This window comes from Pedobacter humicola (assembly GCF_056490705.1).
Window position 1 is genome coordinate 31,680 of sequence record NZ_JBWJIG010000002.1, and the last position, 26,817, is coordinate 58,496.

The 26,817-nt window shown below is 40.0% G+C and carries 27 protein-coding genes; 8 read left to right on the plus strand and 19 right to left on the minus strand.

All coding sequences use genetic code 11. The annotated features are described in order from the left end of the window. Positions 1 to 91: 91 nt before the first annotated feature. Positions 92 to 781 carry an NUDIX hydrolase gene (locus tag AC04Q1_RS03715; protein WP_051584721.1) on the minus strand — a complete coding sequence of 230 codons (690 nt, stop codon included), beginning with the start codon at positions 779 to 781 and terminating at the stop codon, positions 92 to 94. A 111-nt stretch (positions 782 to 892) separates the two neighbouring features. Here AC04Q1_RS03715 and pfkA point away from each other — a divergent pair, with 111 nt between their 5' ends. The 3 genes from pfkA to gap are packed head-to-tail and all read left to right on the plus strand — an operon-like array spanning position 893 to position 3,729. Beyond that, positions 893 to 1,879 (plus strand): 6-phosphofructokinase, encoded by a 987-nt coding sequence (gene pfkA / locus AC04Q1_RS03720; RefSeq protein ID WP_108200905.1) that lies wholly within the window; start codon positions 893 to 895, stop codon positions 1,877 to 1,879. A gap of 1 nt (position 1,880) precedes the next feature. After that, positions 1,881 to 2,723: a hypothetical protein gene (locus tag AC04Q1_RS03725; RefSeq protein WP_478361937.1), complete on the plus strand. Its 843-nt coding sequence runs from the start codon at positions 1,881 to 1,883 to the stop codon at positions 2,721 to 2,723. A 7-nt stretch (positions 2,724 to 2,730) separates the two neighbouring features. Beyond that, positions 2,731 to 3,729 (plus strand): type I glyceraldehyde-3-phosphate dehydrogenase, encoded by a 999-nt coding sequence (gap, locus tag AC04Q1_RS03730; RefSeq protein ID WP_029280245.1) that lies wholly within the window; start codon positions 2,731 to 2,733, stop codon positions 3,727 to 3,729. Between the two features lie 602 nt (positions 3,730 to 4,331). On the opposite strand, the gene AC04Q1_RS03735 is transcribed toward gap, so the two are convergent. The 10 genes from AC04Q1_RS03735 to AC04Q1_RS03780 form a co-directional block, all read right to left on the minus strand. After that, positions 4,332 to 4,835: a hypothetical protein gene (locus AC04Q1_RS03735; RefSeq protein WP_478361939.1), complete on the minus strand. Its 504-nt coding sequence runs from the start codon at positions 4,833 to 4,835 to the stop codon at positions 4,332 to 4,334. A 52-nt stretch (positions 4,836 to 4,887) separates the two neighbouring features. After that, positions 4,888 to 5,634 carry a metallophosphoesterase gene (locus AC04Q1_RS03740; RefSeq protein WP_478361941.1) on the minus strand — a complete coding sequence of 249 codons (747 nt, stop codon included), beginning with the start codon at positions 5,632 to 5,634 and terminating at the stop codon, positions 4,888 to 4,890. An 8-nt stretch (positions 5,635 to 5,642) separates the two neighbouring features. Continuing rightward, on the minus strand, positions 5,643 to 6,203 hold the full coding sequence (locus AC04Q1_RS03745; RefSeq protein ID WP_478361943.1) for a hypothetical protein: 561 nt from the start codon (positions 6,201 to 6,203) through the stop codon (positions 5,643 to 5,645). A gap of 57 nt (positions 6,204 to 6,260) precedes the next feature. After that, positions 6,261 to 6,677 carry a hypothetical protein gene (locus AC04Q1_RS03750; RefSeq protein ID WP_478361944.1) on the minus strand — a complete coding sequence of 139 codons (417 nt, stop codon included), beginning with the start codon at positions 6,675 to 6,677 and terminating at the stop codon, positions 6,261 to 6,263. A gap of 353 nt (positions 6,678 to 7,030) precedes the next feature. After that, positions 7,031 to 8,404 (minus strand): glycine-rich domain-containing protein, encoded by a 1,374-nt coding sequence (locus AC04Q1_RS03755; protein ID WP_478361946.1) that lies wholly within the window; start codon positions 8,402 to 8,404, stop codon positions 7,031 to 7,033. Between the two features lie 141 nt (positions 8,405 to 8,545). Beyond that, the gene (locus AC04Q1_RS03760) at positions 8,546 to 9,154 is read right to left on the minus strand and encodes a Crp/Fnr family transcriptional regulator (protein WP_478361948.1); all 609 of its coding nucleotides are present in this window, start codon (positions 9,152 to 9,154) and stop codon (positions 8,546 to 8,548) included. Positions 9,155 to 9,254: 100 nt separating this feature from the next. Continuing rightward, entirely contained in the window at positions 9,255 to 9,575 is a 321-nt protein-coding gene (locus AC04Q1_RS03765) for an RNA polymerase sigma factor (RefSeq protein WP_478361950.1), read from the minus strand. A gap of 884 nt (positions 9,576 to 10,459) precedes the next feature. Further along, positions 10,460 to 12,424, minus strand: coding sequence for a 1,4-alpha-glucan branching protein GlgB (glgB, locus tag AC04Q1_RS03770; RefSeq protein ID WP_478361952.1), 1,965 nt, complete (start codon positions 12,422 to 12,424; stop codon positions 10,460 to 10,462). Positions 12,425 to 12,482: 58 nt separating this feature from the next. After that, positions 12,483 to 14,945 carry a glycoside hydrolase family 31 protein gene (locus tag AC04Q1_RS03775; protein ID WP_478361954.1) on the minus strand — a complete coding sequence of 821 codons (2,463 nt, stop codon included), beginning with the start codon at positions 14,943 to 14,945 and terminating at the stop codon, positions 12,483 to 12,485. Positions 14,946 to 15,201: 256 nt separating this feature from the next. Further along, entirely contained in the window at positions 15,202 to 18,126 is a 2,925-nt protein-coding gene (locus tag AC04Q1_RS03780) for a TonB-dependent receptor domain-containing protein (RefSeq protein WP_478361956.1), read from the minus strand. Between the two features lie 220 nt (positions 18,127 to 18,346). Between AC04Q1_RS03780 and AC04Q1_RS03785 the strand changes: the two genes are divergently transcribed. Genes AC04Q1_RS03785 through AC04Q1_RS03795 form a run of 3 tightly spaced genes read left to right on the plus strand, consistent with a single transcriptional unit; the run spans position 18,347 to position 22,145 of the window. After that, positions 18,347 to 20,776, plus strand: coding sequence for a penicillin acylase family protein (locus tag AC04Q1_RS03785; RefSeq protein ID WP_478361958.1), 2,430 nt, complete (start codon positions 18,347 to 18,349; stop codon positions 20,774 to 20,776). A gap of 6 nt (positions 20,777 to 20,782) precedes the next feature. Further along, positions 20,783 to 21,142 (plus strand): hypothetical protein, encoded by a 360-nt coding sequence (locus tag AC04Q1_RS03790; RefSeq protein ID WP_316848325.1) that lies wholly within the window; start codon positions 20,783 to 20,785, stop codon positions 21,140 to 21,142. Positions 21,143 to 21,161: 19 nt separating this feature from the next. After that, positions 21,162 to 22,145 (plus strand): LuxE/PaaK family acyltransferase, encoded by a 984-nt coding sequence (locus AC04Q1_RS03795; RefSeq protein ID WP_478361960.1) that lies wholly within the window; start codon positions 21,162 to 21,164, stop codon positions 22,143 to 22,145. Between the two features lie 3 nt (positions 22,146 to 22,148). On the opposite strand, the gene AC04Q1_RS03800 is transcribed toward AC04Q1_RS03795, so the two are convergent. From AC04Q1_RS03800 to AC04Q1_RS03835, 8 genes are read right to left on the minus strand one after another with little or no spacing between them, the layout of a single operon-like run. Beyond that, positions 22,149 to 22,586, minus strand: a complete 438-nt coding sequence (locus AC04Q1_RS03800) for a Fur family transcriptional regulator (protein WP_478361962.1) — start codon at positions 22,584 to 22,586, stop codon at positions 22,149 to 22,151. Positions 22,587 to 22,606: 20 nt separating this feature from the next. Next, the gene (locus AC04Q1_RS03805; RefSeq protein ID WP_478361964.1) at positions 22,607 to 23,056 is read right to left on the minus strand and encodes a hypothetical protein; all 450 of its coding nucleotides are present in this window, start codon (positions 23,054 to 23,056) and stop codon (positions 22,607 to 22,609) included. Then, on the minus strand, positions 23,053 to 23,490 hold the full coding sequence (locus AC04Q1_RS03810) for a hypothetical protein (protein ID WP_478361966.1): 438 nt from the start codon (positions 23,488 to 23,490) through the stop codon (positions 23,053 to 23,055). Before AC04Q1_RS03810 ends, AC04Q1_RS03805 begins: the two co-directional genes overlap by 4 nt. After that, positions 23,487 to 23,930 (minus strand): hypothetical protein, encoded by a 444-nt coding sequence (locus AC04Q1_RS03815; protein ID WP_478361967.1) that lies wholly within the window; start codon positions 23,928 to 23,930, stop codon positions 23,487 to 23,489. Before AC04Q1_RS03815 ends, AC04Q1_RS03810 begins: the two co-directional genes overlap by 4 nt. A 1-nt stretch (position 23,931) precedes the next feature. Next, positions 23,932 to 25,146, minus strand: a complete 1,215-nt coding sequence (locus tag AC04Q1_RS03820) for an ABC transporter permease (protein ID WP_478361969.1) — start codon at positions 25,144 to 25,146, stop codon at positions 23,932 to 23,934. Continuing rightward, on the minus strand, positions 25,146 to 25,772 hold the full coding sequence (locus AC04Q1_RS03825) for an ABC transporter ATP-binding protein (protein ID WP_478361971.1): 627 nt from the start codon (positions 25,770 to 25,772) through the stop codon (positions 25,146 to 25,148). The genes AC04Q1_RS03820 and AC04Q1_RS03825 overlap by 1 nt, the downstream gene beginning before the upstream one ends. Further along, positions 25,765 to 25,929 carry a hypothetical protein gene (locus tag AC04Q1_RS03830; protein ID WP_478361973.1) on the minus strand — a complete coding sequence of 55 codons (165 nt, stop codon included), beginning with the start codon at positions 25,927 to 25,929 and terminating at the stop codon, positions 25,765 to 25,767. The genes AC04Q1_RS03825 and AC04Q1_RS03830 overlap by 8 nt, the downstream gene beginning before the upstream one ends. Before the next feature lie 21 nt (positions 25,930 to 25,950). After that, complete coding sequence (locus AC04Q1_RS03835; protein WP_478361975.1) at positions 25,951 to 26,346, minus strand: MerC domain-containing protein; 396 nt, start codon at positions 26,344 to 26,346, stop codon at positions 25,951 to 25,953. Between the two features lie 86 nt (positions 26,347 to 26,432). Here AC04Q1_RS03835 and AC04Q1_RS03840 point away from each other — a divergent pair, with 86 nt between their 5' ends. Next, the gene (locus AC04Q1_RS03840) at positions 26,433 to 26,627 is read left to right on the plus strand and encodes a GTP-binding protein (RefSeq protein WP_478361977.1); all 195 of its coding nucleotides are present in this window, start codon (positions 26,433 to 26,435) and stop codon (positions 26,625 to 26,627) included. Positions 26,628 to 26,664: 37 nt separating this feature from the next. Beyond that, on the plus strand, positions 26,665 to 26,802 hold the full coding sequence (locus AC04Q1_RS03845; RefSeq protein ID WP_478361979.1) for a hypothetical protein: 138 nt from the start codon (positions 26,665 to 26,667) through the stop codon (positions 26,800 to 26,802). Positions 26,803 to 26,817 lie beyond the last annotated feature (15 nt).

The following is a 26,817-nucleotide window of genomic DNA, read 5'->3' on the forward strand; positions in this document are numbered from 1 at the left end:
TTGCTTTATTCTTTGATCTTTCTGTTATCTCAGGTCTCATATCTCATATCCTAAAGCTGCGTGTCTTCCGCTCAACGCCCAGCGCTATGCGCTAAAATGAAATTTCTTTCCCGAAAAGCTTCGCATACTTCCGTTTATCAAAACGATATAAGGTAGCAGCACGATAGGATACGCCTTTTTGTTTTTCGTCGAGTTCCTTCAACACGCCAAAACTCACAATTTTTTTTCTAAAATTCCGCTTATCGAGTTTTTTGCCCAAAACCAGTTCATATACATGCTGTAACTGCGTTAGGGTAAATTTCTCCGGCAGGAGTTCGAAAGCAATCGGCTGGTGTTTAATCCGGCGTTTAATTTTTTCTAAACCTTTATCATAAATTTTCTGGTGATCGAAAGCCAGTTTCGGAAGATCAGTTATCGGTAACCAATTTGCCCGTTTTGCATAGGTACTGATCGGACGCAGTTCCTTATCGCCGCCCAAACGGATCAGTGCATAATAAGCCAAAGTAATTACCCTCCCCTGTGGGTGCCTGTGCGGATCGCCGAAAGCATAGTACTGTTCCATGAAAATACCGCGCAAACCGGTAAGTTCATACAAAATCCTTGAGGCTGATTGATCTAAACTTTCATCAGGGCCAACAATGTTACCGGGCAGTGCCCACCAATCTTTAAATGGTTCTTCATTCCTTTCAATGAGTAAGATTTTTAATTCCTTACCATCAAATCCAAACAAAACGCAATCTATCGAGAATACAGAATCTAAATGAGGTAAAATTTGTTCCAAAGTAAAATTTAGTTATTTTAAGCAGATAAAGGTATGACTTTCAATATTAAGTAAAAAAAATAAAATAAATTACTTAGTGTAAAAAATACACACTATATTCGTATTATAAAGATGGAGCCAAATATAAAAAATATAGCTGTACTTACTTCTGGAGGCGATGCCCCAGGAATGAATGCCGCAATTAGAGCTGTTGTTCGTACCGGAATTTACCATGGCATTAATATGTTTGGTGTAATGCAAGGGTACCAAGGTTTAATTACCGACAACATAAAACCAATGGACGCCCGTTCTGTAAGCAACATTTTACACTTGGGTGGAACCATATTAAAAACAGCACGCTGTTTAGAATTTAAAACAGACGAAGGTCAGCAGATTGCCTACAATAACCTAAAGAAAAACGGAATTGATGGCTTAGTGGTTATCGGAGGTGATGGAACATTCACCGGAGCGAAACGCTTTTCAGAAACTTTCGGCGTTAAGGTAATCGGCATACCGGGTACAATTGATAACGACCTGGTAGGGTCTGATTTTACTTTAGGTTACGATACTGCCATTAACACGGTAATCGAAGCCATTGATAAAATCAGGGATACTGCCGATGCACATGACCGGTTATTCTTTATTGAGGTGATGGGCCGCGATTCGGGATGTATCGCCTTGAGGAGTTCGATTGCCAGTGGTGCCGAGGCGGTATTACTGCCTGAGCGGGAAACGAGCGTGAACGAATTGATTAATAAACTCGCCCTTGGTGCGGCTACTAAAAAATCATCAAGTATTGTGATTGTAGCAGAAGGACATAAACAGGGTGGCGCTTATGATATTGCTAAAAAGGTAAAGGAAACTTTCGATCATTATGATACTAAAGTAACCATCCTCGGCCACTTGCAACGTGGCGGCAGTCCCAGCAGTTTCGACAGGATTCTAGGCAGCCGTTTAGGTTTTGCCGCGGTAAATGCGTTAATTGCAGGCGAAACAGAGCAAATGGTAGGTTTAAAAGGAAACGAAATAAAATTAACCAGCATAAGAGAGGCTTTAACAGCGCACTCCTTTAAACTCGAACCCGATTTAATGGAAATGACTGAGGTACTTTCAATATAATATGGTAGCAGTTGTTTATAGCGGATCGAAGACAGCATTCTGGAAAATAACCCAAAATGGACAAGTAGTGGCACATTGCAATACTACTGGCTTAAACCCCTGCTTTGTTGATCCGAAAACGATCTTACAGATTTTAAACAAAAAAGTTGCGCTGGTAAACAATGCTGAAAATATAAAAAAAATCTATTTCTTTGCAGCCGGAGCATCCTCTGCAGACCGAAAGGAAGAATTGGCAAAAACCCTTGCATCATTTTTTAAATACAGCAAAATTGTAGTGGAAAATGATTTATTCGGTGCCGCCAAAGCTGCGTGTTACGATCAGCCTGGTATTGTTGGGATGTTGGGCAGCGGTGCACATTGTGCCTACTTTGATGGAAAAAAACCAGTAAACAATAACTTTGGATTAGGTTATATATTAGGCGACGAAGGTTCTTCAAATTACTTTGGAAAAATACTGCTTAAAGAATTTTTAAGTCTTAAAATGCCTAAAGATATTGAAACCAAGTTTACACTAACGCACAATCTTGATCGCCCTCAAATATTAGAACGCATTTATAATAAGCCACAGGCCAATATATTTCTAACCTCGTTTTTTGATTTTATTACCCAAAACAGCAAACACGAGTATATCCGCAAGCTGATTGATGAAGGATTTGAAAAATATATAGAAACCTACGTTTTGCCCCTGGCAGAAAAACATAACGACCGCGACATCCATATTGTGGGTAAAGTAGCTGCAGAGCTCGAAGACCGTTTAAGGCTGGTAGCCGACAGGTATGGCATAAAAATTAAAAGCATTATTAAAGAACCAATACAAAATTTATTAAAACATTACATTAATTAACAAAACAATGAGCAAAATTGGAATAAACGGCTTTGGCCGTATCGGCCGCTTAGTTTTCAGAGCCGCATTAAAAAGAGGATTGGATATTGTAGCGATCAACGATTTGATCGAGCCAGATTATATGGCATACATGTTAAAATATGATACTACCCACGGTAAATTTGATGGTACTATCGAAGTTGTTGATGGTAACTTAGTGGTAAATGGCAAAACAATCCGGGTAACTGCAGAAAGAAATCCTGCAGATTTAAAATGGGATGCTGTAGGTGTTGAAGTGGTAATCGAATCAACAGGTTTATTCTTAACCCGTGCTGATGCTGAAAAACACATCGCTGCCGGTGCTAAAAAAGTAGTTTTCTCAGCTCCAGCTAAAGATGGTGATATCCCTACCTATGTAATGGGCGTTAACCACCATAAATTAACGGCAGATCAGACTATCGTTTCTAATGCATCATGTACTACTAACTGTTTAGCACCGATTGCTAAGGTTTTAAACGATAACTTTGGTATTGTTGAAGGTTTAATGAGCACAATCCACGCAGTAACTGCAACGCAAAAAACAGTTGATGGCCCGTCGGCTAAAGACTGGAGAGGTGGCCGCGGTGGTTTCTCTAACATCATCCCTTCTTCTACAGGTGCTGCTAAAGCAGTAGGTATGGTTTTACCTGAATTAAAAGGTAAATTAACCGGTATGTCATTCCGTGTTCCTGTTGCTGATGTTTCGGTAGTGGATTTAACTGCACGTTTGGAAAAACCAGCTACTTATGAGCAAATTAAAGCAGCGATGAAAGCAGCTTCAGAAGGTGAATTAAAAGGTGTGTTGGCTTATACTGAAGATGAAGTTGTTTCTTCTGACTTTATCGGTGATGACCACGCTTCTATTTTTGATGCAAAAGCAGGTATATCATTGAATGATAATTTCGTTAAAGTGGTATCTTGGTACGATAACGAATGGGGATATTCTTCTGCACTGGCTAAATTCGTAGAATACTACGCAAGTTTATAAGAAAAAACAGCATATAGCGGTTTTTAAACCACATAAAAGGCAACATTATTCGATTAATGTTGCCTTTTTGTTTTAAACATGTTTTTCACCAGTAAAATATATTTTAATTTTATATAAAAAAATATTTTAGATCGCGATATCACTTGTCAAATCATCACTTATATCATAAAAAATCCAAAAAAGGCTATAAAAAATTGATAAAAGCGATTTTAAAACAAAAATTTGATACCATTTGACTATATCATATTATAAATTGACAATATTTAACAATTCCTTAACATATTTTTGAGCTATATTTGCAATACAGTCGTTTTAAATACCGAAATCTTCCAGAAAAAGATCAGTAAATAAAAAATGACAAAAAAAATACTTAAATTTTTCTTAGTGTATTTTTTACACTATCAAATTTTTTACTATATTTGTAGAGTAATAAACGGAACGATGTTTACTACCATTAAAAAAGATAAATCATTTTCCTGAGAAACTCCGGTTTAGATGGAAGATTAAAGACAAAGCCTGGCTCATAACAGGTTTATATTTGGTTAGAAAAAAGAGACAAGTCTGGATAGATTGTCTCTTTTCTTATTTTAGGGCAAATTGAATTAAGGTTTACTTTTCAGCCATTCCTTAATTCTTATTTCATCATATAACAATCTGTTCTCAAAATAATGGAGCATTAACAGGTAATCTTCGCGATAAAAGTTCAATTCTTCCATTTTATCAAACCATTCAACACTAGTACCAACCTTATCGGCTTCCCATTCCTTTGTTTGGTCTATGCCCAATCTTTTCCACTGTATAACATGACCACAATTTTTAATTTCTGCTACAATTAACGTACAAGAAAAATCATTATCATCAGGACACATTAAAATTGGACAAATAGCCGTTTGGTTTTCTTCAGGCAGTATCCGTTTCCAAACCACAGTTTTTTCTGCTTCAATCTCCATCCAATATACAAGTGTCGGAATAAGCCCTTTATACATATTGTCAGGATATAACTCATCGATTTTTTCATCCAACCAATAACCATCAATACAATAATTTATAAAATCCCAATAACCTTCATAATCACTTTTGTCTAATAATCCTTCAATTTTATTCATTAAATACTTCATTACAATTAATTATATCATAGCTATATAGCTGAGTTTAATTCTATACTTCAATGATCAATTCTTTATTATAACCATTGTATTTTTCATTTATATAGCCGTGTGGATTACAGATAATTTCCGTTTCATCGACCCTATACCTAACCGGAGTATGAATATGGCCATGCACCCAATAAGCAGGTTTGTATTTGAGGATAACTTCTTCAAGATCTGATGCGTAAGCTGAAGCGACAGGATCATTTTGATATTCCTGCGGGATAGACTTTATGCTTGGCGCATGATGACTAATCACAACATTTTTATATGCTTTTGATTCTTCAAGGCTTTTCCCGAGCCATCTTTTAGAAATCTGATGGATTTTATAGGTATCGATTGTCCTTAATTTTGAATAGGACGGATCTCTTCTGATCAATTTGTAATCATTCATTTTAGCCTGGCAGATGATACCGTATTCTACAGGATTTCCGAACAGGGAAAAGTCTGTCCACAAAGTTGCGCCGTGAAACCTGATTCCCCCGAAATCAATATGATCATTCTCTAACACGCAAACATTTGAACCTCTTGAGGCTTGCATTATTTTATGGAACGTATTGGGATAAGTTCCTTTGTAATATTCGTGGTTGCCCAAAACATAAATCACAGGTTTATCCGGAACATTTTCCTTAATCCATTCGATGCCTTTTGTTCCAAGATTGATGTCGCCTGCTAAAATAACGAGATCTGCATTTCTGAAACTCAACTCCGAAACGCCAAACTCCTGATGTAAATCGCTTATAATCTGTATTTTCATCTATTCTGTTATCGCCCAATTGTTTTGTGCCGCCAAACAGCAATCACATTGGTATTTGCATGGTGTTCTTCAGGATTATTTTCTAAAAGAAGCTTTTTTACATCATAGGCCTTTTTGAAGTCACCGATAAGCCCCTTTTCGTTTAAATCTGCTGGAAGAAATGTTTCATCAAAGCCCCCACAATTGCTTAACGCACTGATAGCAAAGTCCTGATCCAATAATTCGTAACCTACAAATTCATATCCCTCAATCAAAATATTTTTACAGTCCTGATCTGGCTCCACAACCACTGTCAAAAGATTAAATTTATTTTGAGGTTCCATCCTTTTGAGAACATAATCGACTGTTGTGAAAAAATTGGTCTGATATAATTCTACAACATGAATAAAATCCCAATCTGTTCCATTGTTGTAATCAGGCTCTACTAAAACTTCATTTAACATTCCATCCAGCGAAACAAGTTCCGTTAAATGAGGCAACCTGGCCCATTCGATGTATTTAGCCCACGACATTCCATCCTGATCATAATTTTTATCGTAAGTTCCTCTGGCAGTATATAAAAAATCCATTAATAAATCATTTTGGTTAGCATACACAACAAGCCGTTATTTAAGCGGTAAAACTTCTCATTGCCATAAAATACACTGAATATGATAATGAAAAATACTTTTAACAGGCTTACCGGCAACAACTGGAGCTATCCAACCTTTCATAGTCAACAGCTTGGCTTTTATCTTCGTCTCACCGGCTTCAGATAGCGTTGCTTCAGGAAACCCCACATCGGCTACTTTGCTCTTTTCATCTATATATAAATCTATATTTAAGCGTGTTGGGGGATATGAACTATTCAGAAAGCTCTCCTTGTTTATCATGGGTGATACTTCTGCCGATAAATACTTGTATAATGCAGACATTCCCTTTTTGTAAACAGGCAAGCTATTTTCGGAGGCAACGGGCTTGCTGAGTACCTTTTTCGTCTGGGCATAACTACCTGTGCAAGAACCGACAATGAGAGAGATAAGAAGCAGAGAGACGTTTTTCATTTGATGAAGATAATATAATCAAAGAATAGCACAAAACTTTTATTATTTCACTCAGATTTTTATTAAGCCATCAAACATTGACCGTTATTGATAAACCTGCCTTCACTAACTGATGAACTAAAGCACCTTCATTTCCAAAAACGAAAAATATTCTGATGACGATATCAATCACTACCGGTCATCTGAATTATTGATTTTAGCAAAAAAAAGGATGTAGCCGCCGGCTACACCCTCTATCTAAATTAACGCTCTCAACTATGAAGTTGATATAAGGCTCTCACCCCTTATAGAGGACAATATTACTAAAGAAAGATTAAGATTTGATGAAGATTTCGATTTTGGAATTAAAAATGTTAATCTCCGCCGCAACCGCCACAGCTTCCGCACGAACTTCCACAGGATGAACCGCATGAACTGCCCCCACTCCCACTATCACCGCTAGCACCATCTGCTGCCCATCCGTTTCTACCATAATTTACAAATGGAATCAAAACCGGTGTCAAAACCGCCGCGCCGTATAAAAAATAACTCCATTGCCAATCTTCTTCTGCTTTGCGTTTATACTGAATATTATTTTCATACCAACCGGGAATGGCTACCGTGCTTAATTTTGAGCTGAGTTTGCGCAGATAGGAAAATATAAAAAAAAGTAAAAACACAAATATGATAACAATTTGTGTCACGGGTTTATCCCTCATAATCCCTGTGATTAGCCTGATCAGCGGAAGCATTAATAACAGAGCAAAAACTAAAAAACTGTTATAAAACAATTTCCCGAATACTTTAGATTGCGTAAAATGGTATTTAAAAGTATCTAAGCTATTGCTTGCATTTCTGAACACAGGTTTCGAGCCTAATATCTTCAACAATTGTGGATAGGATACGCTGCCTGAATCCTGCAAAACCGCGACAATTTGCGCATGCTCCACAGATTCAACCTGAATATCCCTGGAAACGGAGATCATTTGCCCGCTTATCTCTAAGGTTCCGTTATCAATCAGTTCATTCACCGAGCCACTGATCACATCCGACAGCCGGCCGCTTTTGAGATAAACCAGCTCAAAAGGTTTCAGGTGATAAACAAATGAATCCCTGCTAAAAGCATTGAAAATCTGTTTGATTTTATTCTTATTGTACAGGTTCAAGATCACATATAACGGAAGTGCCAATCCGATGAAACCCAGAATAAAATAAGGATTATCGAGATGCACGTAAAGCGGTTTGAGCAAATAATAAAACGGAAAAATGAGCAGAATGAAAACAAGAACGCCATAAAGTGTAAAAAAACCGGTATTAAGTTTAGCTGGCTCAAGCGCTAAACTGCCAAGCATTGTATCATATTTCCAAATGCTTTCGGGCTGTTGCCCAAAATAATCAACATAGAGTTTCTCCGTTTGCTCTGCAGCCCTATTAAACTGCTCGAACTGTGTTTTATGATGTGTAGAGGGAACATGCTGAATTGCTTTCCCCAACAAGCTGCAAAAATCCTGGTAAGATTCCGAGAAAATGAGGTGTTGATGCCAAACTACATCAACAATCGCGGATGGTGATACCATCACATCAGAAACCGCTGCCAGATACATAAACTTTTTATACTCCAGAATCGCTTTTTCTGTAAAGTCTTCCGTCCAGCGGTTTTCATTGGCCAACCTGATGGAAAAGGGGTATGCTCCCGATGATAGATCGAGGTCAAATTGCTTCACGCTATTCCAGAGCGTCTCGTTCATACCCAGATATGTTATTTTTCAAGCTCCAGCCATTTCCCTATCTTTTTCCAGGGAATGCTCAGCGCCATAAATAATAAGCTTAAAAATATTTCCACATTTAAATATAACAAAATTTAATGTCATACCATACAATAAGAAATTTTAGGCCAGTTCTTTAACCAGTTTACTACGGATCCGGCTGAGGGTTTCCAAACGCATCCCCAGGTAACTTGCGATACAACGTAAAGGCACTTTAGATACATGAAGTGAATTTAGTTCGAGGAATTTTTCATAACGTTTTTCTGCTGAAGGAATCCGTGCGAGTATTGATCTTTCTGATGCGGCATGATACTGAAGTGCCAGAATCTTCCTTCCAATAACATTTGTTTCGGGGTAGCTTGCGTAAAGTTTATCGATTAAAATGTGAGGAATGGTCACTAGCTCCGAATTGTCCAGTGCCTGCAAATATTCGATGGATGGTTCGATACTCGCATCAGGATGTTGGATAGCGCCAATAAATTCGCCCCCCAAACTAATCCAGGTTGTAATTTCTTTATCATCTTCCTTAATAAAACCTCTTACCAGGCCCGATACTACAAAAAAAACACAATCATTGTTATCAATAGGCGATAAAATGTACTTGTTCTTTTTGATTAAGAGCGCTTGTACATTTTTCTCAATTTCCTGGATAAAACCCGGTGTTATGGGGCTTAAACTGCTGAAATAATTTAACACAGCATTAACTAAAAATACCTTGCGGGATTCGAGCATACACAAATAGGGATAGACTTTAGACCCTTAATTATAGCAAATTCAATTGAAACATAAAAATAAAGTCGATGATTGGGCCAATTATGCGAATAAAATACTGCTATAAAGCGAAATTCCTAATCTTTCGTGAGGCGATCCGATGTATCCATGTAAACATACTGACATTAGTTTCATTATATTCTGGAAATGATTGCCAAACCTCACAAAATGTTTGCTCCAAGATAGACCTTGCTTTTTCCTGGTCTTTTACACTCCTGATGATACATCCAAAGATGGCGGCAGCATATTGGTGGTATAATACTTTAAATGCCGCTGCATCCTTAGCGCGCAGCTTGTTGGATAAAATCCCCTGATCGGAAAGCCAGGTTTTAAGATTGGCATCCTGATTTGGATTAATGTTGCGACTGAGTGACACTTGCATGGAAATTTTGATATTATAGCTTCAACATGAGCAACTGCAATTTGTTTAGGGAACACACTAATAATCAAACAACTGGATGGAGTATGATAGAAAATGCTTCAGGATATGTGGCTCAAACTGTAAAACTACTTTGGGATTAAAAAAAATGCCTGTGGATACAAATAACGGGGATTATAAAAAAAATTGATCTGTTTCTATGATTAAGCGGTGATGCAAAAAGAGAACTTAGGCGTTCACTTTATTCATTTATAAGCATTATTAATGCTACACACAAACTTATTATTGCCCAAATAGAGTTTCTATAAAAGCAAACATATGAGGAATATCCTTAAAAATAGCACTTTGGCCTGCGGCTTTTCGCCGTCTGCAGATAATAACCAACAGATATTTCATGCGAACCATAATCATAACTGCCCAGTTTATTTAAGCTATAATCATGAGTCCAAAAAAAAATTACAGCTCGTGGTAACATGAGAAAATGGGATCAATTTGATGTAGCTGTCAATAAGATAATTTGACCGTGGAGAGACCATCCTAATTTTTATGAAATAATTCTTGTAGGAGAAAAGACTTATTGTATCTTTGCACCCTCTCTGGAAGCTTCCACTCCAGAGTTTAAGAAAGCCTTTCAGCAATGAGAGGCTTTTCTTATTTGAAACCAACTGAGATCAGTCCGGTCAATATTCAAACAACATGTCCATTGTAATTTCTTTTTGTAGCAAACCGGGGCAGCTTTCTCCATTTGTTACACCATAAGTTGTAATCATTGTTAAGAACAATGATTTTCTTGTTCCAGTTTGATGCTGGCGTATTATAAAATCTATGTCACGCCAAAACCCTGCTTTCATATGCGGTATTGGCGTGATATAAACTGAATATGATGCTTATTTACTTTTAAGTATAATCACTGCCAAAGGAGGTAGATCGACAATTACGGAATATTCCTGTCCGTTATAACCTTCCAGATTTGGAACAATATCCCCCCTGTTATTAATTCCACCGCCATAAAACACGATATCATCGGTATTAAATATTTCTGTCCATTTGGTTTTAAAGGGAACGCCTATTTTATAATTCTCACGAACTACAGGTGTTAAGTTTATGGCAATCACCAGAGTATCTTTTGCTTTTGGTCCTTTGCGCATAAATGTGAAGACAGATTCGTTTGTATTATCGGCATCCAACCATTGGAAACCTTCGTAACTAAAATTGAAATGATACAGTGCAGGCTCTTTTCTATACAGGAAATTTAAGGCCTTAACCGTTTCTTGCATGCCTTTGTGCGGCGGATATTGCAACAAGTGCCAATCTAGCGACTGTGTAAAATTCCACTCATTGGTTTCGCCAAACTCGTTTCCCATAAATAAGAGTTTTGCCCCTGGATGAGTAAACATATAACCATAAAGTGCCCTCAGGTTTGCAAATTTCTGCCAATCATCTCCCGGCATTTTATATAACATTGGCGATTTACCATGCACCACTTCATCATGCGAAAAAGGCAACATGAAATTTTCGGTAAAGGCGTAAGTCATGCTAAAACTGAGCTGATGGTGATGGTGTTTCCGTCCAAGGGTTTCTACTTTGAAGTATTTCAGCGTGTCGTTCATCCAACCCATCATCCATTTCATTCCAAAACCCAGCCCACCAGCATGTACCGGATGAGTTACACCAGGATAAGTACTGCTTTCTTCGGCAATGGTCTGTACGCCATCATAATTCCCGTATACGGCAACATTGAGGTCCTGCAAAAACCGGATCGCACCAAAGTTTTCACTTCCGCCATATTCGTTGGTAGCCGCATCCCCATCTGCTCTGGAGAAATTAAAATATAACATAGATGCCACCGCATCTACCCTTAATCCATCTGCATGGTACTGATCAATCCAGAATAAGGCATTGCTGATCAGGAACGAACGCACTTCGTTTCTATCGTAATTGAAAATATATGATTTCCAATCCGGATGAAATCCCTTTTTCATATCGGCGTGTTCATACAGATGCGTGCCATCAAATTCATATAAACCATGCCTGTCGCCAGGAAAGTGCGAAGGAACCCAATCTAATATTACCGCGATACCTGCTTTATGAAGTTCGTCGATCAGGTACATTAAATCCTGTGGCGAACCATAACGCGAACTTGCGCCAAAATAGCCTGTAATCTGGTAGCCCCAACTGGGGAAATATGGAAATTCCATAACCGGCATGAGTTCTACGTGCGTAAAACCCATTTCTTTAACATAAGGCACAAGCCTGCTGGCTATTTCCCTGCAGTTTAAAACCCGTTCCGGATTATCCGGATCGCGTTCCCAGGAACCTAAATGTATTTCGTAAACCGATATAGGCTGGTCCAAAGCATTGATCTTAGCCCTTTTATTAAGCCAGGCTTTATCCTTCCAGGTATAGTCGGTATCCCAAACAATACAGGCTGTCTGCGGTGGGTGCTCCCAGCGTCTGGCGTAGGGGTCGCCTTTTAAATGTTCTGATTCATCAAAACCTTTAACAAAATATTTATACACCTCGCCTTTTGCAATACCGGGGATAAAACCTTCCCAGATACCCGATTTATCCCACCGTTTATTTAACGGATGTAAAGTATTGTTCCAGTCATTAAAATTACCGACCACCGTTACATTAATGGCATTAGGCGCCCAAACAGAAAAATAAGTCCCTGCTGTGCCTTCAATGGCAGTCAGGTGGGAGCCCATTTTTTCATACAGCCTAAAATGTTTTCCTACCAGGAAAAGATCAATGTCGTAATCGGTAAATAAACTGTGTACCCAAACGGATTTCTTTTTATCGACCTTCGGTAACGCTGCATTTTTTGCAGGAACTTTTTTTGCTGCTGACATAGATATTTTGGCTAGATAGATGAAGCCCCAAACACTAAACAGCATTTGGGGCTAAATGTTACAGACTTAAAATCTGTATATCGGTAAAGTTTTTATTGCATTTAAAATGCAGGATATTTTTATCATCAGTAAAGAAATCGGTAACCTCTTTATTATCGATGATGATCTTTTTCACCTGGAATTTTACGCCAATTACATTGCATACATAAAATTCATAATTAGGTGTATACAATCCTTCATTTCGTTGGTTCACCTTAATGGCCTGTGTATCGCCTTTTACGGTGAATTTTTTTTCCAGATAAATATCCTGTTCGTAAGCAAAGGTATCTCCATGATCCTCGTACATGTACGAATTTACCTCGTAATCGCTGTGATAGATATTTAAGGTTACTTCAGTGATCGATTTTTCATCAACATATTGCATTACCGGATATTCTGGCAGAACGGTACCCGCACGCACAAACATCGGCATGCTGTCTATTTTAGCATCAACGGTATACTCATTACCGCCATCCAGAATTTCATTGGTCCAGAAGTTATACCAGGTTCCTTTTGGCAGGTAAACTTTTCTGGATATCGCCCCCTGCTCCAAAACCGGACAGATCAATAATTTATCACCGTAACAAAATTCATCCTGACGGAAGCTGTTGCTGATGTTTTCTTGTTCCAGCATCACCAATGGCCGTAAAATAGGAAAGCCATAGCGGTGATGTTCCCAAAATACAGAATATAGATAAGGCATTAAACGGTATCTCAATTCGATAAACTTGCGGTTGATGTCTTCGAAAAATTCGCCAAAGCTCCAGGGTTCACGTTCGGCGGTATCACCGGCAGAGTGTGCACGCATAAAAGGCGAAAAAGTTCCCAATTGGATCCAACGGGTAAATAATTCACCATCCGGCTCCCCGCTAAATCCTCCAATATCTGTCCCACAGAAAGGCACACCTGAAACCGATAAACGCTGACACTGGATATTTCCGATTTTTAGGTGCTCCCATGTGGCAATGTTATCACCCGTCCAAACACTGGCATAACGTTGCATACCGGCATAACCAGCTCTGGTAATGGTAAACGGGCGTTTATTGCGCATTAGCTTTTTCAGTCCTTCGTAAGTTGACCTTACCATCTGCATACCGTAAACATTGTGTGCTTTACGGTGCGAGCCACGGTAGCCATCATAATTATGGCGAACATCGTTAGGGAATGTTCCCGAACCAAAAACGGCAGGTTCGTTCATATCATTCCAAAAACCTGCTACGCCCATATCTACCAATTCTTTGTATAGGTTACCCCACCAGGTACGTACTTTAGGATTGGTAAAATCGGGGAACTGGCAACGGCCGGGCCAAACATGTCCTTCCATATAATAATCGTCGCTGCGGCGACAGAAAAATCTTTTTTCCTTACCTTCCTTAAAAACCCAGTAATCATCATCAACCTTAATTCCGGGATCGATCATCACTACTGTTTTAAAACCATCATCTGAAAGTTCTTTGATCATTCTCCGCGGATCTGGAAAGTATTTTTTATTCCAGGTAAAACAACGGTAGCCGTCCATGTAATCGATATCCAGATAAATGGCATCGCAAGGGATTTTTCGTTCTCTGAACTGTTTGGCTATTTCTTTAACCTTTGATTCCGGATAATAACTCCAGCGGCATTGCTGATAACCCAATGTCCATTTTGGCGGCATTGGGTGTGTACCGGTTAAGGTTGCATAACGCTTAACCACATCCATAATATGCGGCCCATGAATATAATAATATTGCAGTTCGCCCCCATCTGCCCAGAAACTGGTTTTATTTACATCTTCGCCACCAAAATCGAAATACGATTTAAAGGTATTATCGAAAAAGATACCGTAAGCGGCCTGATTGTGCAAACCGATGTAAAAAGGTATAGTCCGGTAAAGCGGGTCCTGGTTCCAACCAAAAGAGTAGGCGTCGGTATTCCAGTTTTCGAAACGGCGGCCACGCAGGTTAAAATTGCCCGATTTATCACCCAAACCGAAGAAATTTTCTTCCGGGTGACATTTTTTAGTTGCATAAATATAATAGCCGCCAAAATCTACATTTTCTTCCCAATGCATAGAATTGGCCTCATCTACCATCACCACATTGGTAATATTATCGGAGAAAGAAATATGAAAGTTTGCTTTTTCTATTTTACAGGTTACCGCGTGGGTAGAAATGGCATAGTGATCTTCGTGTTCCTGCATCTTAAAAACGGAAACTTTTTGATCTACTTCGGGCACGGCATAAGAAAAATCATCCAGAAAAACGCCATGCGGTGCCAAACGTACACGGATAATATCATCACTTACCACCCGCACTTCCACTCTGGCATCGCCATCTGAAAAATAAAAGCGGTTGCCTTCTTTCTTTACTTTTTTAACTGCCCCAAGGTATTGTTTAACAATTGGTTTTACCGATATATCAACAGGATTGTTTAAATGCTGTATTTCCTGCTCTTTTTCAATCAGATCACTTGTCTCATTCGGTTTGTCGTTTTGCGCTTCCATCCTTATTTATTCAAATTTTTAAATTCATACCTCTTAAACTGGGATGTGCTTAAGAAAGTACTATAATACAAATATTTTATAAAAGGGCTGTAGCTTTTTTACAAAAGATTCATTTAATAGTGTAAGTTTTACACTAACCATGGTATCCTTTTAGCTCAAATCAGAAATGATATGTGGCTAATCTGCGTTGACTTCAACAAAAAAGCCCGCCCTACTTTTTAAAGCAGAGCGGGCTTTTAGCAGAATATAAAAACTGTTATGGATTAAAGGCAATTCCAAGATAGTAGATGGCACCTGCCATAGGGTTACCGTAAGAAGTGATATAATATTTATTCAACACGTTCGAACCGCCCAGTTTAATTACCGATTGTACCGAAGGGATTCTTAAACTAACCTGTGCATCCAAAGAGCTGTATGCCGGTACCTGACCAGAGGTAAATGAAGAATTCCAGTAGAATTGATCCTGCCAGCGGTAAGAAACATTAAACCCAAAGTTTTTGATAATTTCTTTGTTTCCAAATCCTAAGTTATAGCGGATTTTAGGGGTATTGAAATCGTTGATGTAGTTTACCGGAAGATCGCCGATTTCGTTATAAGAAACGTTACCGCTTATGGTATACTTGCCAACTAAATAATCTAAGCCTAAAGCCGCACCATAAGAGGTTACCTTACCTTCTGCATTTACGGGTACGCCGAATTTAACAAAGCTACCGCCAACATTTTGGTACACATCAACTGCAGTGATAAAATCTTTATAGATATTGTAATAACCATAGGCATCTACCAGTAAGTTTGGAAGAAGCAAGCCTTTGTACCCTAACTCATAAGATTGTACGCTTTCGGGGCGAACACCTTTTGAATCAAAAGTATATTGTTGCAATAATGCCGGGTTAGGTATACCTGTAGCAGCCGCCGAGGCTAAAAATGCACGGTAACTTACGTCGGTATAAGGCTTATTGGTATCCAGATGGTATTTACTGAACATAATTTCCGGCAACCCCCCTATCAATCTTTGCGAACCTCCACCAACTGAAAGATCGATATACTGGTTTTGTGTGGTCGGATTGCGGTAACCTGTTTGGTAAGAAACCCTGATGTTGTTATTTTTAGCTACGGTAAACACACCGGTTACCCTTGGCGTAAACCTGCCTTCAAAATTCTGGCTTTTATCATAACGGCCTGCAAAGGTAAATTTAACCTTATCATTAAAGAGTTTTTTACCGATTTGTGCAAATGCGCCGTATTCTTTAATATCGATAGATTCTGTCAGGTCGTTAAAAATTGTTCCAGCCGAATTTAAATCGTACAAACGGTAAGAAGCGCCAACCTGGAACTCTACTACTTTATCAAAAAGGTTGGTAAAGTTGTACATCCCTTCATAGTGATACAGGTTTGATTTATCATCGAATTTAGCGCCATAAACACTTTTTGAGGGATCAACAGAATTGATACTGGTAGCGCTGATGGTCGTGTTCATTACTTTATCTTTCGCTACTTCGAACTGAGGGCTTCCAGGTGCAAAACGCCCCTGATCGGCAACACTTCTCGCAAACGCTTGCGCAGCGGCGTCACTTTGACCCGCAGCCCTTGCACCAACATAATTACCTATATATTGCGGGAACCAGGTTGTTGATGGTTTAGATATCTCATTCACATAACTACCCAAAATAGATGAAATATATGAGTCGCCCGAACGCTCCTGAGTGGTATAGGCTTTCACAAAGAAATCTTCGCCTTTCACCTCTAATTTATACTGTCCGATATTAAAGTTACGTAACGAATAACGGTCAGAGCCTGTATAAACTGATGTTCCAGTACCCCAATTGGCCTGGCCTACCACCTGTACCGTATTGCTGATGTTGTAATACAATGCTCCTGAAGCTTTTAGCGACTTGGTATCATAATCAACCAGGTTCTCTTCATTATAACCTGTTCTGGAAACATTCTGATCAGGGATAAGGCCTGCTTTTAGACCAACATAAAAAGGAAAGTAATTTTGTACGGGTGCACGCAAGCCTGCCGGCAGACCGGCCAAAAATCCAGCCTGCTGCGCGGTATTTGGAATAGCGGCACCAAAAGTCCCGTCCATTAAAGCCTTAATATTGGGGATTAATCCCCCAGAACCTGCATTGATCCCCGCAATGGTTGCATTTTGCACGCTTAAGGCCACATTCCGCATATTCTGACTCACTTCATCTCCATAAACGTTAATACCATCATAATTTGGATCGCTACTCCTGTCGCCACCTTTCACACTTCTAGAAACCCTGTCGAAATTTGTGTAATTGTTTCCAAACCAATCTTTGGCCTGTAAAAATGAAAACGCAGCTTTAACACCAAATTTATTGTTCCATGATTTTGCCAAACGCACATCCAATTGATTAAATGGTTCAACAGCGCTATTATCATCGTTCACATGGTTTACACCTGTTTTATATTGAAAGCTTGCACCAGGATATTTAAAAGGGTCTTTTGAAGTCATTAATAAAGTACCGTTGATACCACCTGCACCGTAGAGCGCTGATGATGCACCAGGTAGAAGTTCAACATTGTCTACATCAAGTTCGGTGATACCCACAATATTACCAACAGAGAAATTCAGGCCCGGGGCCTGGTTATCCATTCCATCAATATATTGGTTAAAACGGGTGTTACCATTTGAATTGAAACCACGCGTATTAATCGACTTAAAAGTTAAACTCTGCATACTGCTTTCCACACCCTTCATATTGTTCAGGGCATCATAAAATGAGGGCGCTGCAATTTCTCTTATAGAGGCTGCGCTCATCCGTTCGATGGAAACAGGCGATTCTAAAATACGCTCAGGTGTACGTGATGCCGAAACCACCACATCACCGCCCAATACAACTGCCGTTTCCAGTTCCAGATTGATACCTGAAGTGCTTCCGGTAATCTGCTGCTCTACCGAACCATAGCCTACGTAAGACGCGACTAATGTAAAGGGAAGCTTAGCTGTTGTTGTAAATGTAAAACTACCATTGCTCGTAGAGGCTGTACCGCCAGACTGGCCTTTGATGGTTAAACTTACGCCTGCTAGTCCTTCTTTCGATTGCTTATCTTTTACGGTTCCGCTCACCGTAATACTCTGTGCCTGTGCCGCCATACTACCTGCGTACACAAATAATAACACATAGAAGATCTGTGTAAAAATTCTGCTCATAAACGATTGTTAATTTGGTTATTGGGTGATTAGTTAATTCTGTTGTTTGTATTATTAGTTATATAAACTTAAATTCTTTTTTTGAATTAAACAAATTATGTTAGCATAATAATTTCAGTTCAAATTATAATTTTGATTGATATACAGTTTGTTGTATTTTGCATGGAACATAAACCGTCATTTTGCCCTATCTTAGTAAAAGACTTGTTAGCTAACCATTATGAATAAAATTAAAGCCCTGTTCTGCGTCATTATTCCGATAGCATTAGCTTTTTTATTTAATACCAAATTAGGTAGTATGCCCCCGGTGCTAAAATTCCTAAATCCTTTCATGGGTTTCTGGCAAAACGCAGAGAATAATCATTTTATGTTTAACCATAAAGCCAAGATTAAAGGGGCGATAGATAAAATTGAGATCGTTTTCGATGACCGCATGATCCCACATATTTTTGCACAGAACGATCACGACCTTTATCTGGCACAAGGTTACGTAACGGCTATGCACCGCCTATGGCAGATGGATTTCCAGACGCGTTTTGCTGCAGGAAGAATCAGTGAGGTTGTTGGCGGCAAAGCCATTGAGGTTGACCGTTACCAGCGCCGGATGGGAATGGTTTATGGCGCAGAAAATTCTCTAAAAGGAATGATGGCCGATCCAAAAGCAAAAGAAATGATCCTTGCCTACACCGAAGGCATCAATGCTTATATCAAAACACTTTCAAAGGCCAATTATCCTTTGGAGTATAAAATACTTGATTTTAAACCTGAAGACTGGACGCCCGTAAAATGTGCACTTCTGCTCAAACAGATGTCGGCAGTGTTGGCCATGGGCTCAGACGAATTTTACATGACCAACATCCTGAAAAAGTTCGGCCCTGAGGTTACAAAAAATCTTTTCCCTGATTATCCTTTCCGTGAAGATCCGATTATCCCAGTAGGCACCAAATGGAATTTTTCTTCTTTGCCAATACCAAAAACCCCAGAAAGCTTTACCCAGGCCCAAACCGGTGTGGTAAAAACAACAGAAAAAGTTGAGGGTATCGGAAGTAACAACTGGGCACTCTCCGGAACAAAAACCGCTTCGGGTTACCCAATTTTGGCAAATGACCCACATTTAGACTTAACGCTGCCCTCAATATGGTACCAGATCCAGTTACACGCACCAGGCGTAAATACTTATGGTGTTTCATTACCTGGTGCACCCGGGGTAATTATAGGTTTTAACCAGAAAATAGCCTGGGGTGTAACCAACGTTGCTGCCGATGTGCTGGATTTTTACCAGATCAAATTTAAAGACTCCAGTCATAACGAATATTGGTACAACAACAAATGGAAAACCACTACCAAAAGATTGGAGACCATTAAAGTACGTGGCGGAAAAGATGAAATAGATACGGTTTATTATACCCATCATGGCCCGGTGGTATATTTCCAGAAACCAAAATACGGCAGAGCGGATAATGTTCCTGTTGGCGATGCTTTGAGATGGATCGCGCATGATGAATCTAACGAACTCATGACTTTTTATTACCTGAACCGTGGGAAAAATTATAACGACTACCGCAAAGCATTGACTTTTTATACTGCGCCCGCGCAGAACTTTGTTTTTGCCAGCGTGGATAATGATATCGCAATCACCCCCAATGGTAAATTCCCTTTGAAATGGAAAGACCAGGGCAAATTTATACTGGATGGTACTGATCCAGCCTACGACTGGCAGGGCTGGATCCCAAATGCACAGAACCCTACAGTAAAAAACCCGCCACGCGGTTTTGTGAGCTCGGCCAACCAATCTTCGACCGATACGGCTTACCCCTATTATATTAACTGGGAATTTGCACCTTATGAGCGTGGTAAAAGGATCAACGACCGCTTATCGGCAATGAACAAAGCTACCCTAGATAGTATCCGGCTGATGCAGACCGACAATTACAGTATCATGGCACAAAACCTTGTCCCTGCTTTATTGCCTTTGTTGAGTAACGAGCAGTTAAATGCCACACAAAAAGAAGCATTGGCTTACCTGAACAAGTGGAACAAACGTTATGATGCCCATGAAATTGCCGCCAGCGTATTCGAAATATGGACCAAACGCCTGTCGTACGATATTTGGGCCGATGAATTTGAGGTCAAAGGCATCCCAATGCGTTATCCGTCAAGAGACCGTACGGTAGAAATGATCTTGAAGGAACCAAACGCTACCTGGTACGACAATGTTAACACCGCGAAAAAAGAAACACTTTCCGATCTGGCGAACGAAGCTTTTAAATATAGCTGCGATAGCCTCGAAAGACGTTTTGGCCCGATAAATAAAGATTGGGACTGGGCGAATGTAAAACAGAGCAACGTGCCACATCTGGCCAAAATACCGGGTTTCGGATCTAAAGTGCTTCAGATTGGCGGGGCAAAATCGACCATTAATGCTTTAGGCGAAAGCAACGGGCCTTCGTGGCGGATGGTGATCGAACTGGGCAAAATGCCAAAAGGACATGGCGTTTATCCTGGCGGGCAATCGGGCAATCCTGGAAGCAAGTTCTACGACAATATGATCGATACCTGGGCAAATGGTAAACTGTACGACCTGTTCTATATGCAAAGTCCTGATGATAAATCGGGCACAATTATTTCTCGTTTAAAAATTTCTAAATAGGCTAAAATGGTTTTCATTGTTATATTAATCATCTGTTTTCTCTTGCAAATGGTTGCCCCATGGTGGATCATCATCGTAATAGCTTTTGCAACCTGTGGTATTATCGGCAAAACCGGAAAAATAGCTTTCTGGCAGTCTTTCCTGGCTATTTTCTTACTTTGGATCGGTTATGCGCTATTTAAAAGCCTGCCTAATGATAATGTACTCGCTGGCCGTGTAGCGGTAATGACGGGTATAAAAATCTGGTGGGCACTATTATTGGTTACCGGATTTTTAAGCGGCCTGGTTGCCGGGATCAGTGGTTATTGTGGTTATCAGTTCCGCATGGCCATGCTTGCCAAAAAAACTGACGAGAAAATAGCATAATGCTTCGTACTTTTGCAGCGTGGATTTTAAAGCTGACAATATCTTTTCTGTAAAAACGGCCAATGAGTTTAATGCGCTGGCCTTAAATATTTTTAAGTTACAGGCGCAAAACTGTAATGTATACCGTGAATATATCTTTCATTTGGGTGTTGATGCAGACGAGGTAACTGAAGTGATACAGATCCCTTTTTTACCGATCAGTTTTTTTAAAAGCCATTCGGTTTTGAGCAGCACAGATCCTGTCGAAATCACTTTCAGCAGTTCTGGTACTACGGGCATGGCACAGAGTAGTCACTATGTAACCGATGTTAAGCTGTATGAGCAAAGTTATCTTCAGGCATTTGCCGGGTTTTATGGTAACGTTAACGAATACTGTTTTTTGGCGTTGCTGCCCTCTTACCAGCAAAGATCCGGCTCATCCTTAATTTACATGGTTAACGATCTGATCGAAAAAAGTGCACACCCACAGAGTGGTTACTTTTTATACAACCATGATGAACTGTTACACACCCTGCTGGAACTTAGATCAAAAAAACAGAAAACAGTTTTAATCGGCGTTACCTATGCCCTGCTTGACTTTATAGAGCAGTTCGACATCAATTTTCCCGAACTGATTGTAATGGAGACCGGTGGTATGAAAGGAAAACGCAAGGAAATGGTGCGTGAGGAGTTACATGAACAATTAACAAAAGGCTTTGGCGTAAAATCGATCCATAGTGAATACGGGATGACCGAACTCCTTTCTCAGGCCTATTCCTTAGGTGAAGGTGTTTTTAACTGTCCGAACTGGATGCAGATTTTAATCCGCGATACCAATGACCCTCTAAGTTTGATCGGGAATGGCAGAACTGGCGGCATCAATGTTATCGATCTGGCCAATATCAATTCGTGCTCGTTTATTGCCACCCAAGATTTAGGCAGGATAAATCCAGATCAAAGTTTTGAGGTATTGGGCAGGTTTGACAATGCCGATATCAGGGGATGTAATCTTTTGGTACAGTAAATCTTAATTCACCTTATCCGAACAATTGGCACAGATACCTGTGGCAATCAGGTTAAGATGTTCTACATTAAAGCCGGCGGGCACTTTTAAAGCCGGTACCTTAACAGCATCCAGACAATAGATTTTATGGCAGTTGTCGCAGTTAAAATGTACATGTTCATCATGGTGCTCGTGCGCACTGCAGCCACCCGAACAGATGGCGTAGTTGGCGGTTCCCTGCTGATCTAAAACCTTATGGATAATTCCCTTTTCTTCAAAGGCCTGTAGCACGCGATATAAAGTAACGCGGTCTGCATCCTTGCCCATTACCTGTTCTAAATAAGGCTGAGAGGTAGCAGAATCTCTTCCGGTTAAAATTTCCAGCACCTGTAAACGGGGGGCAGTTCTTTTCAGTCCGTTTTTAACTAAAAGTTTTTCGAAACGCTCTGTATTATTTTCCATAGCCATGCAAAAATAAACAATTAATTGATGATTTTGGCATTTTTGATGGTTATTGGCGGTGCGTAACTTGCGTCCTTTTGTTCCAGTTTCAGAATACCTTTCACATGGACGGGTTTTTCACAATAGGACACCGCACTTTCCATCTCAATCATAATCATGACTGGAACCCCGTTTTGTCCGCAAAAATAACACTGATTAATAGGTAGGGTTGCCAACAGGAATTTCTGTTGTTTCTGACCACTTTTTATAGGGATCAGATAACCGGTTAAATCAAATTCCCTGTTATCGAAGCGTTTGATCGATTCAGAAAATAAAGGCAAAAGTTCATTCTTTTCGGTGAGTTCAAATTTTACCGAACCGATTACATCCCAATTTAAAGAGCGCAACTGGTCATTAGCGTTATGTTTCTTTGTTTGTGCTGCAACGGTACTGCCACATAAGATGAAGAAGAAAAAATATGTATATTTCATTTTTTTACAGCATCTAACAGGAAAAAGGTAGACCGGCTATCCCCAGAATCATTGATCACAAACTTCCCCTTGAGCATAATGGGATCTTCTGTCCAGTTAACCGGTTTTAGCGTTTTAACTTCAATCATCGAAGGAATATCGCCTGAACCACAATAAGGGCAAGAGGCAACCGGAACAATGGAAAACATAAACTCGGTAAAACTATTGCCAACCTTGGTGGGGATAATAAAACCCGGCAGTTCGATCACCTTATTATCGATCGCTTTCAACGCCGGTGGGAAAATGGACACCCAAACCAACGGCTTCACCTGCTTATCATATTTAAGGCCGATCAGGTTCCAGATGGGTGTACGCATATCGGTATGTACACTTACCTGAGCAATACCCCTAAAAGAGATCAACAGAATCAATAAAACCGTTATATATTTTTTCATTGCAACTGTTTTGCATTTAAAAGAAAAAACTCACTTCTGTCGTCGCCCGAATCGTTGATAATGAAGACTCCCCTAAGTTTAACAGGCTTTTCCGTTATGGGAATGGCGGCCGACATTTTTACTTGCACCATTGCCGGGATATCACCAGAACCACAGTAAGGACAGGAAGCAATGGGCACAATGGAGAACATAAATTCGGAAAACTTTGCCCCCACTTTTGTAGGAATAATGTAGCCAGGCAGCTCGATCACTTTATTCTGAAGCGCTTTTAATGCCGGCGGAAAAACACTCCCCCATTTCCCCGGTGCAATTTCGGCATCGTACCTCAGACCGATCAGGTTCCAGGTTGGCGTGCGCATATCGGTATGCACTTTAACCTGCGCCACCACATTCAAGACACCAAAACCTGCAACAACCAACGAAACTACACTTCTCATCATGTTAACGGTCTTTTGTCAAAATTTCGGCAATATCAGCCTTGTAAATCTGCATGGCCGGTATCAATGAAGCCAATGTGCCTGTAAATAAACCGATCCATATTAAATAAACTTCCTGTCGAACAGCAGTAAGTCCGGTTAATTTTGCCTGTGAAGACTCCTGGCAGGCACCTATTACTTCAAGTGCAACATGCCCGATCAACAATCCAAAACATGCTCCAATAAGGGTAACCAGGATCCCTTCGAACATTACCAGAAAAAAAAGTTTCGATTTCGGGGCACCAAGACAGCGTATAATGGCCAGATCGTACTTGCGTTCTTTCATGGCATTATACAGACTGATAAAGATGCTCAGTGCGGCAATCGCCATGATCAATATGGCAAACCATTGTAAAGTCTCTATTCCGACCCCGATTAACGAAAACAGTCTTGCACTTTCCATTGCCGGGGAGGCCGCCTGCATATTGGTACTTTGGTTAACCATCCGTGGAAAAATAATAACCGACATTGGCGATTTGTACTGGATCAATATAGCCGTAATCTGTTTATCGTTAATTTCTTTTACTTCTGCTGCTGCAAGATGGTTGTGCATTTCTCCATTCTTCTCTTGATGCATCTTATACACACTCCCAATATTGGTCAGGATCAGGTTATCGGTTATATTTCCCTGTGGTTTCAATATACCCTTTACCACATAAACATGTTGTTTATGGATATCACCATCACCGCTTAATCCGTGTGCCCCATAAAAAGAGTCGCCAATACTCAGTTTAGACGTTGAAGCTACCGTACTTCCAATGGTGACCTCTAAATCTTTTTGCCAAAACCGGCCTGATTGAGTGGATAAACTGTAAAGCCGGGTAAAAGTGCTATCAGTGCCAACAATGCGGTAACCACTGTAATTATCGCCCAGGGCGAGGGGAACGGCTCTTTTCACCATAGGATTCTGCATGAGTTTATAGGCATCTGTTGCAGGGATATTTCCAGTTGGGTAATCGATATGGTAAATACTGCTCAATATCAGTTGTAGCGGACTTCCCTTTGCACCAACAACCAGATCAATATCCTTCGCGTTTTTCTCCAGCTTATTGCCGATCTGGTTGGAAGCCAAAAAAAGAATAGATAGGATACCCACACCAAATGCAACCAAAATGATGTTCAAGATGGTTGTCAGCCTATTTCTAAAGAGGTTTTTGATACTGATTTTAATGAGGTTCATCAGAGTATATAGGTTTTAGTGAAATGTTCCCGAACCCTTTGGTCGTGTGTGGCGATGATCAGTGCAGCACCGTTATCCTTGGCTTGATTGATCAGTATCTGGATTACCTGTGCTGCATTTCCGTCGTCCAAACTGGATGTAGGCTCATCAGCAATCAGCAGATCGGGTTTGTTGACCAGTGCCCGTGCCACCGAAACCCGTTGCAATTGGCCCTGACTTAACTCATCTGGATAATTTTTGGCCAGATCGGCGATGCCGAGATCGTTTAAAAGTAAAAGGTTATGTTCCTGATCTATTGGCAACCCAGCCATTACCGCTGCGATTTCGAGGTTATCAAATACGTTAAGTGAGCGGATCAGGTGTGGTCTCTGAAAAACGATACCAATATGCCTTCCCCTGAAGCGGTCCATGCTCCTTGCTGATAAAGTATATAAGCAGGTGCCGTGAATTAAAATTTCGCCTTCAGTTGGCATTAAAAGACCAGAAATAATATTGAGCAGTGTGCTCTTTCCTGATCCGGATGCACCGAGTAAAAGCCATTGCTCCATGTCTGCTATCTCCCAATCCGGAAACTTGATCTTTCTTCCCTTCTCATAAACGTGAGACAGTGATCGGATATTAATCATGATGTATTGTCTTTTGCATTTTTTTGATCACTAGATTTTTAATGGCATAACGCCTGTACAGTTCTAATCCATTATCCGTACCATGTTTACAGGCAGGATTTAACATCGTAATCAACAACAATGCAGGGATAAACAGGATCTTATAATTCTTGGACATATAGGTTGATCAGGATAAATTTTAGTGTTGATGATCTGACGGACAGGATTTGAGCATTCTCAAATTGATATAATGTGCAGTTGCAATGGTAAATCCACCCAGGGGAATCAATATGGGTTCGAGTAACCCAATTCCTGAAAAATGTCCGAATGCAATACAACTAAAGCCTGTAATAAGTATCAGTATTGGGCTAATGTGATGATGCTGCTTCCGGTATGCCGTGCTTAAACTCCATATGCCCAAAATCAGTGAAACTGCAATCATCGTCATCTCTACCCCTTCATTGGCCAAAAAACCCATACCCCACATCGGTAGAACTGTAATTAAGAATGGTAGGGCGGCGCAGTGTATGGCGCAAAGTGCCGAGGCGGTAATACCGATCCGGTCGAGGTTGATTTTGTAGCTCCTTAGTTTCATTAAAGTAAATTTATCCGACAAATATAAAAGCAATATAGTTGCATTTAGAACAATCAAAATTATATTTGCAACATAATTGCATTAAAATGATAAAGAAACTACCGGTAACCGCACCGGGCGCTTTTTCGGTCAGTAACAAAACCACTCTGCTCAACGTGTATGGATTGAATAAGCGGGATTTAAAAGTAGCTGTAATTGTGAACGACATGAGCGAGGTAAACATCGGTGCTTCCATGATTAAACGCCGGCATACGCTATCGAAAACCGAAAAAAACGGATAGAAATGGTGGAGCGAAAAGAAAGGGAGCTTTATAACGATTGTATGAAAACGAGGCAGAAATTAATGGGGACTGGGATGAGGAATTTGGCGGCCGTGAAAACGAAATTGTTTTTATCGGACAGGAAATGGACAATGATGCAAAAAAAAGCACCCGAAAAGTGTCTGTTAATCTATAGAAACAATTAATTACA

Coding starts and splice junctions, on each gene's coding strand:
- pfkA (WP_108200905.1), top strand. CDS start 893: ATGGAGCCAAATATAAAAAATATAGCTGTACTTACTTCTGGAGGCGAT.
- AC04Q1_RS03725 (WP_478361937.1), top strand. CDS start 1,881: ATGGTAGCAGTTGTTTATAGCGGATCGAAGACAGCATTCTGGAAAATA.
- gap (WP_029280245.1), top strand. CDS start 2,731: ATGAGCAAAATTGGAATAAACGGCTTTGGCCGTATCGGCCGCTTAGTT.
- AC04Q1_RS03735 (WP_478361939.1), bottom strand. CDS start 4,835: ATGAATAAAATTGAAGGATTATTAGACAAAAGTGATTATGAAGGTTAT.
- AC04Q1_RS03740 (WP_478361941.1), bottom strand. CDS start 5,634: ATGAAAATACAGATTATAAGCGATTTACATCAGGAGTTTGGCGTTTCG.
- AC04Q1_RS03745 (WP_478361943.1), bottom strand. CDS start 6,203: ATGGATTTTTTATATACTGCCAGAGGAACTTACGATAAAAATTATGAT.
- AC04Q1_RS03750 (WP_478361944.1), bottom strand. CDS start 6,677: ATGAAAAACGTCTCTCTGCTTCTTATCTCTCTCATTGTCGGTTCTTGC.
- AC04Q1_RS03755 (WP_478361946.1), bottom strand. CDS start 8,404: ATGAACGAGACGCTCTGGAATAGCGTGAAGCAATTTGACCTCGATCTA.
- AC04Q1_RS03760 (WP_478361948.1), bottom strand. CDS start 9,154: ATGCTCGAATCCCGCAAGGTATTTTTAGTTAATGCTGTGTTAAATTAT.
- AC04Q1_RS03765 (WP_478361950.1), bottom strand. CDS start 9,575: ATGCAAGTGTCACTCAGTCGCAACATTAATCCAAATCAGGATGCCAAT.
- glgB (WP_478361952.1), bottom strand. CDS start 12,424: ATGTCAGCAGCAAAAAAAGTTCCTGCAAAAAATGCAGCGTTACCGAAG.
- AC04Q1_RS03775 (WP_478361954.1), bottom strand. CDS start 14,945: ATGGAAGCGCAAAACGACAAACCGAATGAGACAAGTGATCTGATTGAA.
- AC04Q1_RS03780 (WP_478361956.1), bottom strand. CDS start 18,126: ATGAGCAGAATTTTTACACAGATCTTCTATGTGTTATTATTTGTGTAC.
- AC04Q1_RS03785 (WP_478361958.1), top strand. CDS start 18,347: ATGAATAAAATTAAAGCCCTGTTCTGCGTCATTATTCCGATAGCATTA.
- AC04Q1_RS03790 (WP_316848325.1), top strand. CDS start 20,783: ATGGTTTTCATTGTTATATTAATCATCTGTTTTCTCTTGCAAATGGTT.
- AC04Q1_RS03800 (WP_478361962.1), bottom strand. CDS start 22,586: ATGGAAAATAATACAGAGCGTTTCGAAAAACTTTTAGTTAAAAACGGA.
- AC04Q1_RS03805 (WP_478361964.1), bottom strand. CDS start 23,056: ATGAAATATACATATTTTTTCTTCTTCATCTTATGTGGCAGTACCGTT.
- AC04Q1_RS03810 (WP_478361966.1), bottom strand. CDS start 23,490: ATGAAAAAATATATAACGGTTTTATTGATTCTGTTGATCTCTTTTAGG.
- AC04Q1_RS03815 (WP_478361967.1), bottom strand. CDS start 23,930: ATGATGAGAAGTGTAGTTTCGTTGGTTGTTGCAGGTTTTGGTGTCTTG.
- AC04Q1_RS03820 (WP_478361969.1), bottom strand. CDS start 25,146: ATGAACCTCATTAAAATCAGTATCAAAAACCTCTTTAGAAATAGGCTG.
- AC04Q1_RS03825 (WP_478361971.1), bottom strand. CDS start 25,772: ATGATTAATATCCGATCACTGTCTCACGTTTATGAGAAGGGAAGAAAG.
- AC04Q1_RS03830 (WP_478361973.1), bottom strand. CDS start 25,929: ATGTCCAAGAATTATAAGATCCTGTTTATCCCTGCATTGTTGTTGATT.
- AC04Q1_RS03835 (WP_478361975.1), bottom strand. CDS start 26,346: ATGAAACTAAGGAGCTACAAAATCAACCTCGACCGGATCGGTATTACC.
- AC04Q1_RS03840 (WP_478361977.1), top strand. CDS start 26,433: ATGATAAAGAAACTACCGGTAACCGCACCGGGCGCTTTTTCGGTCAGT.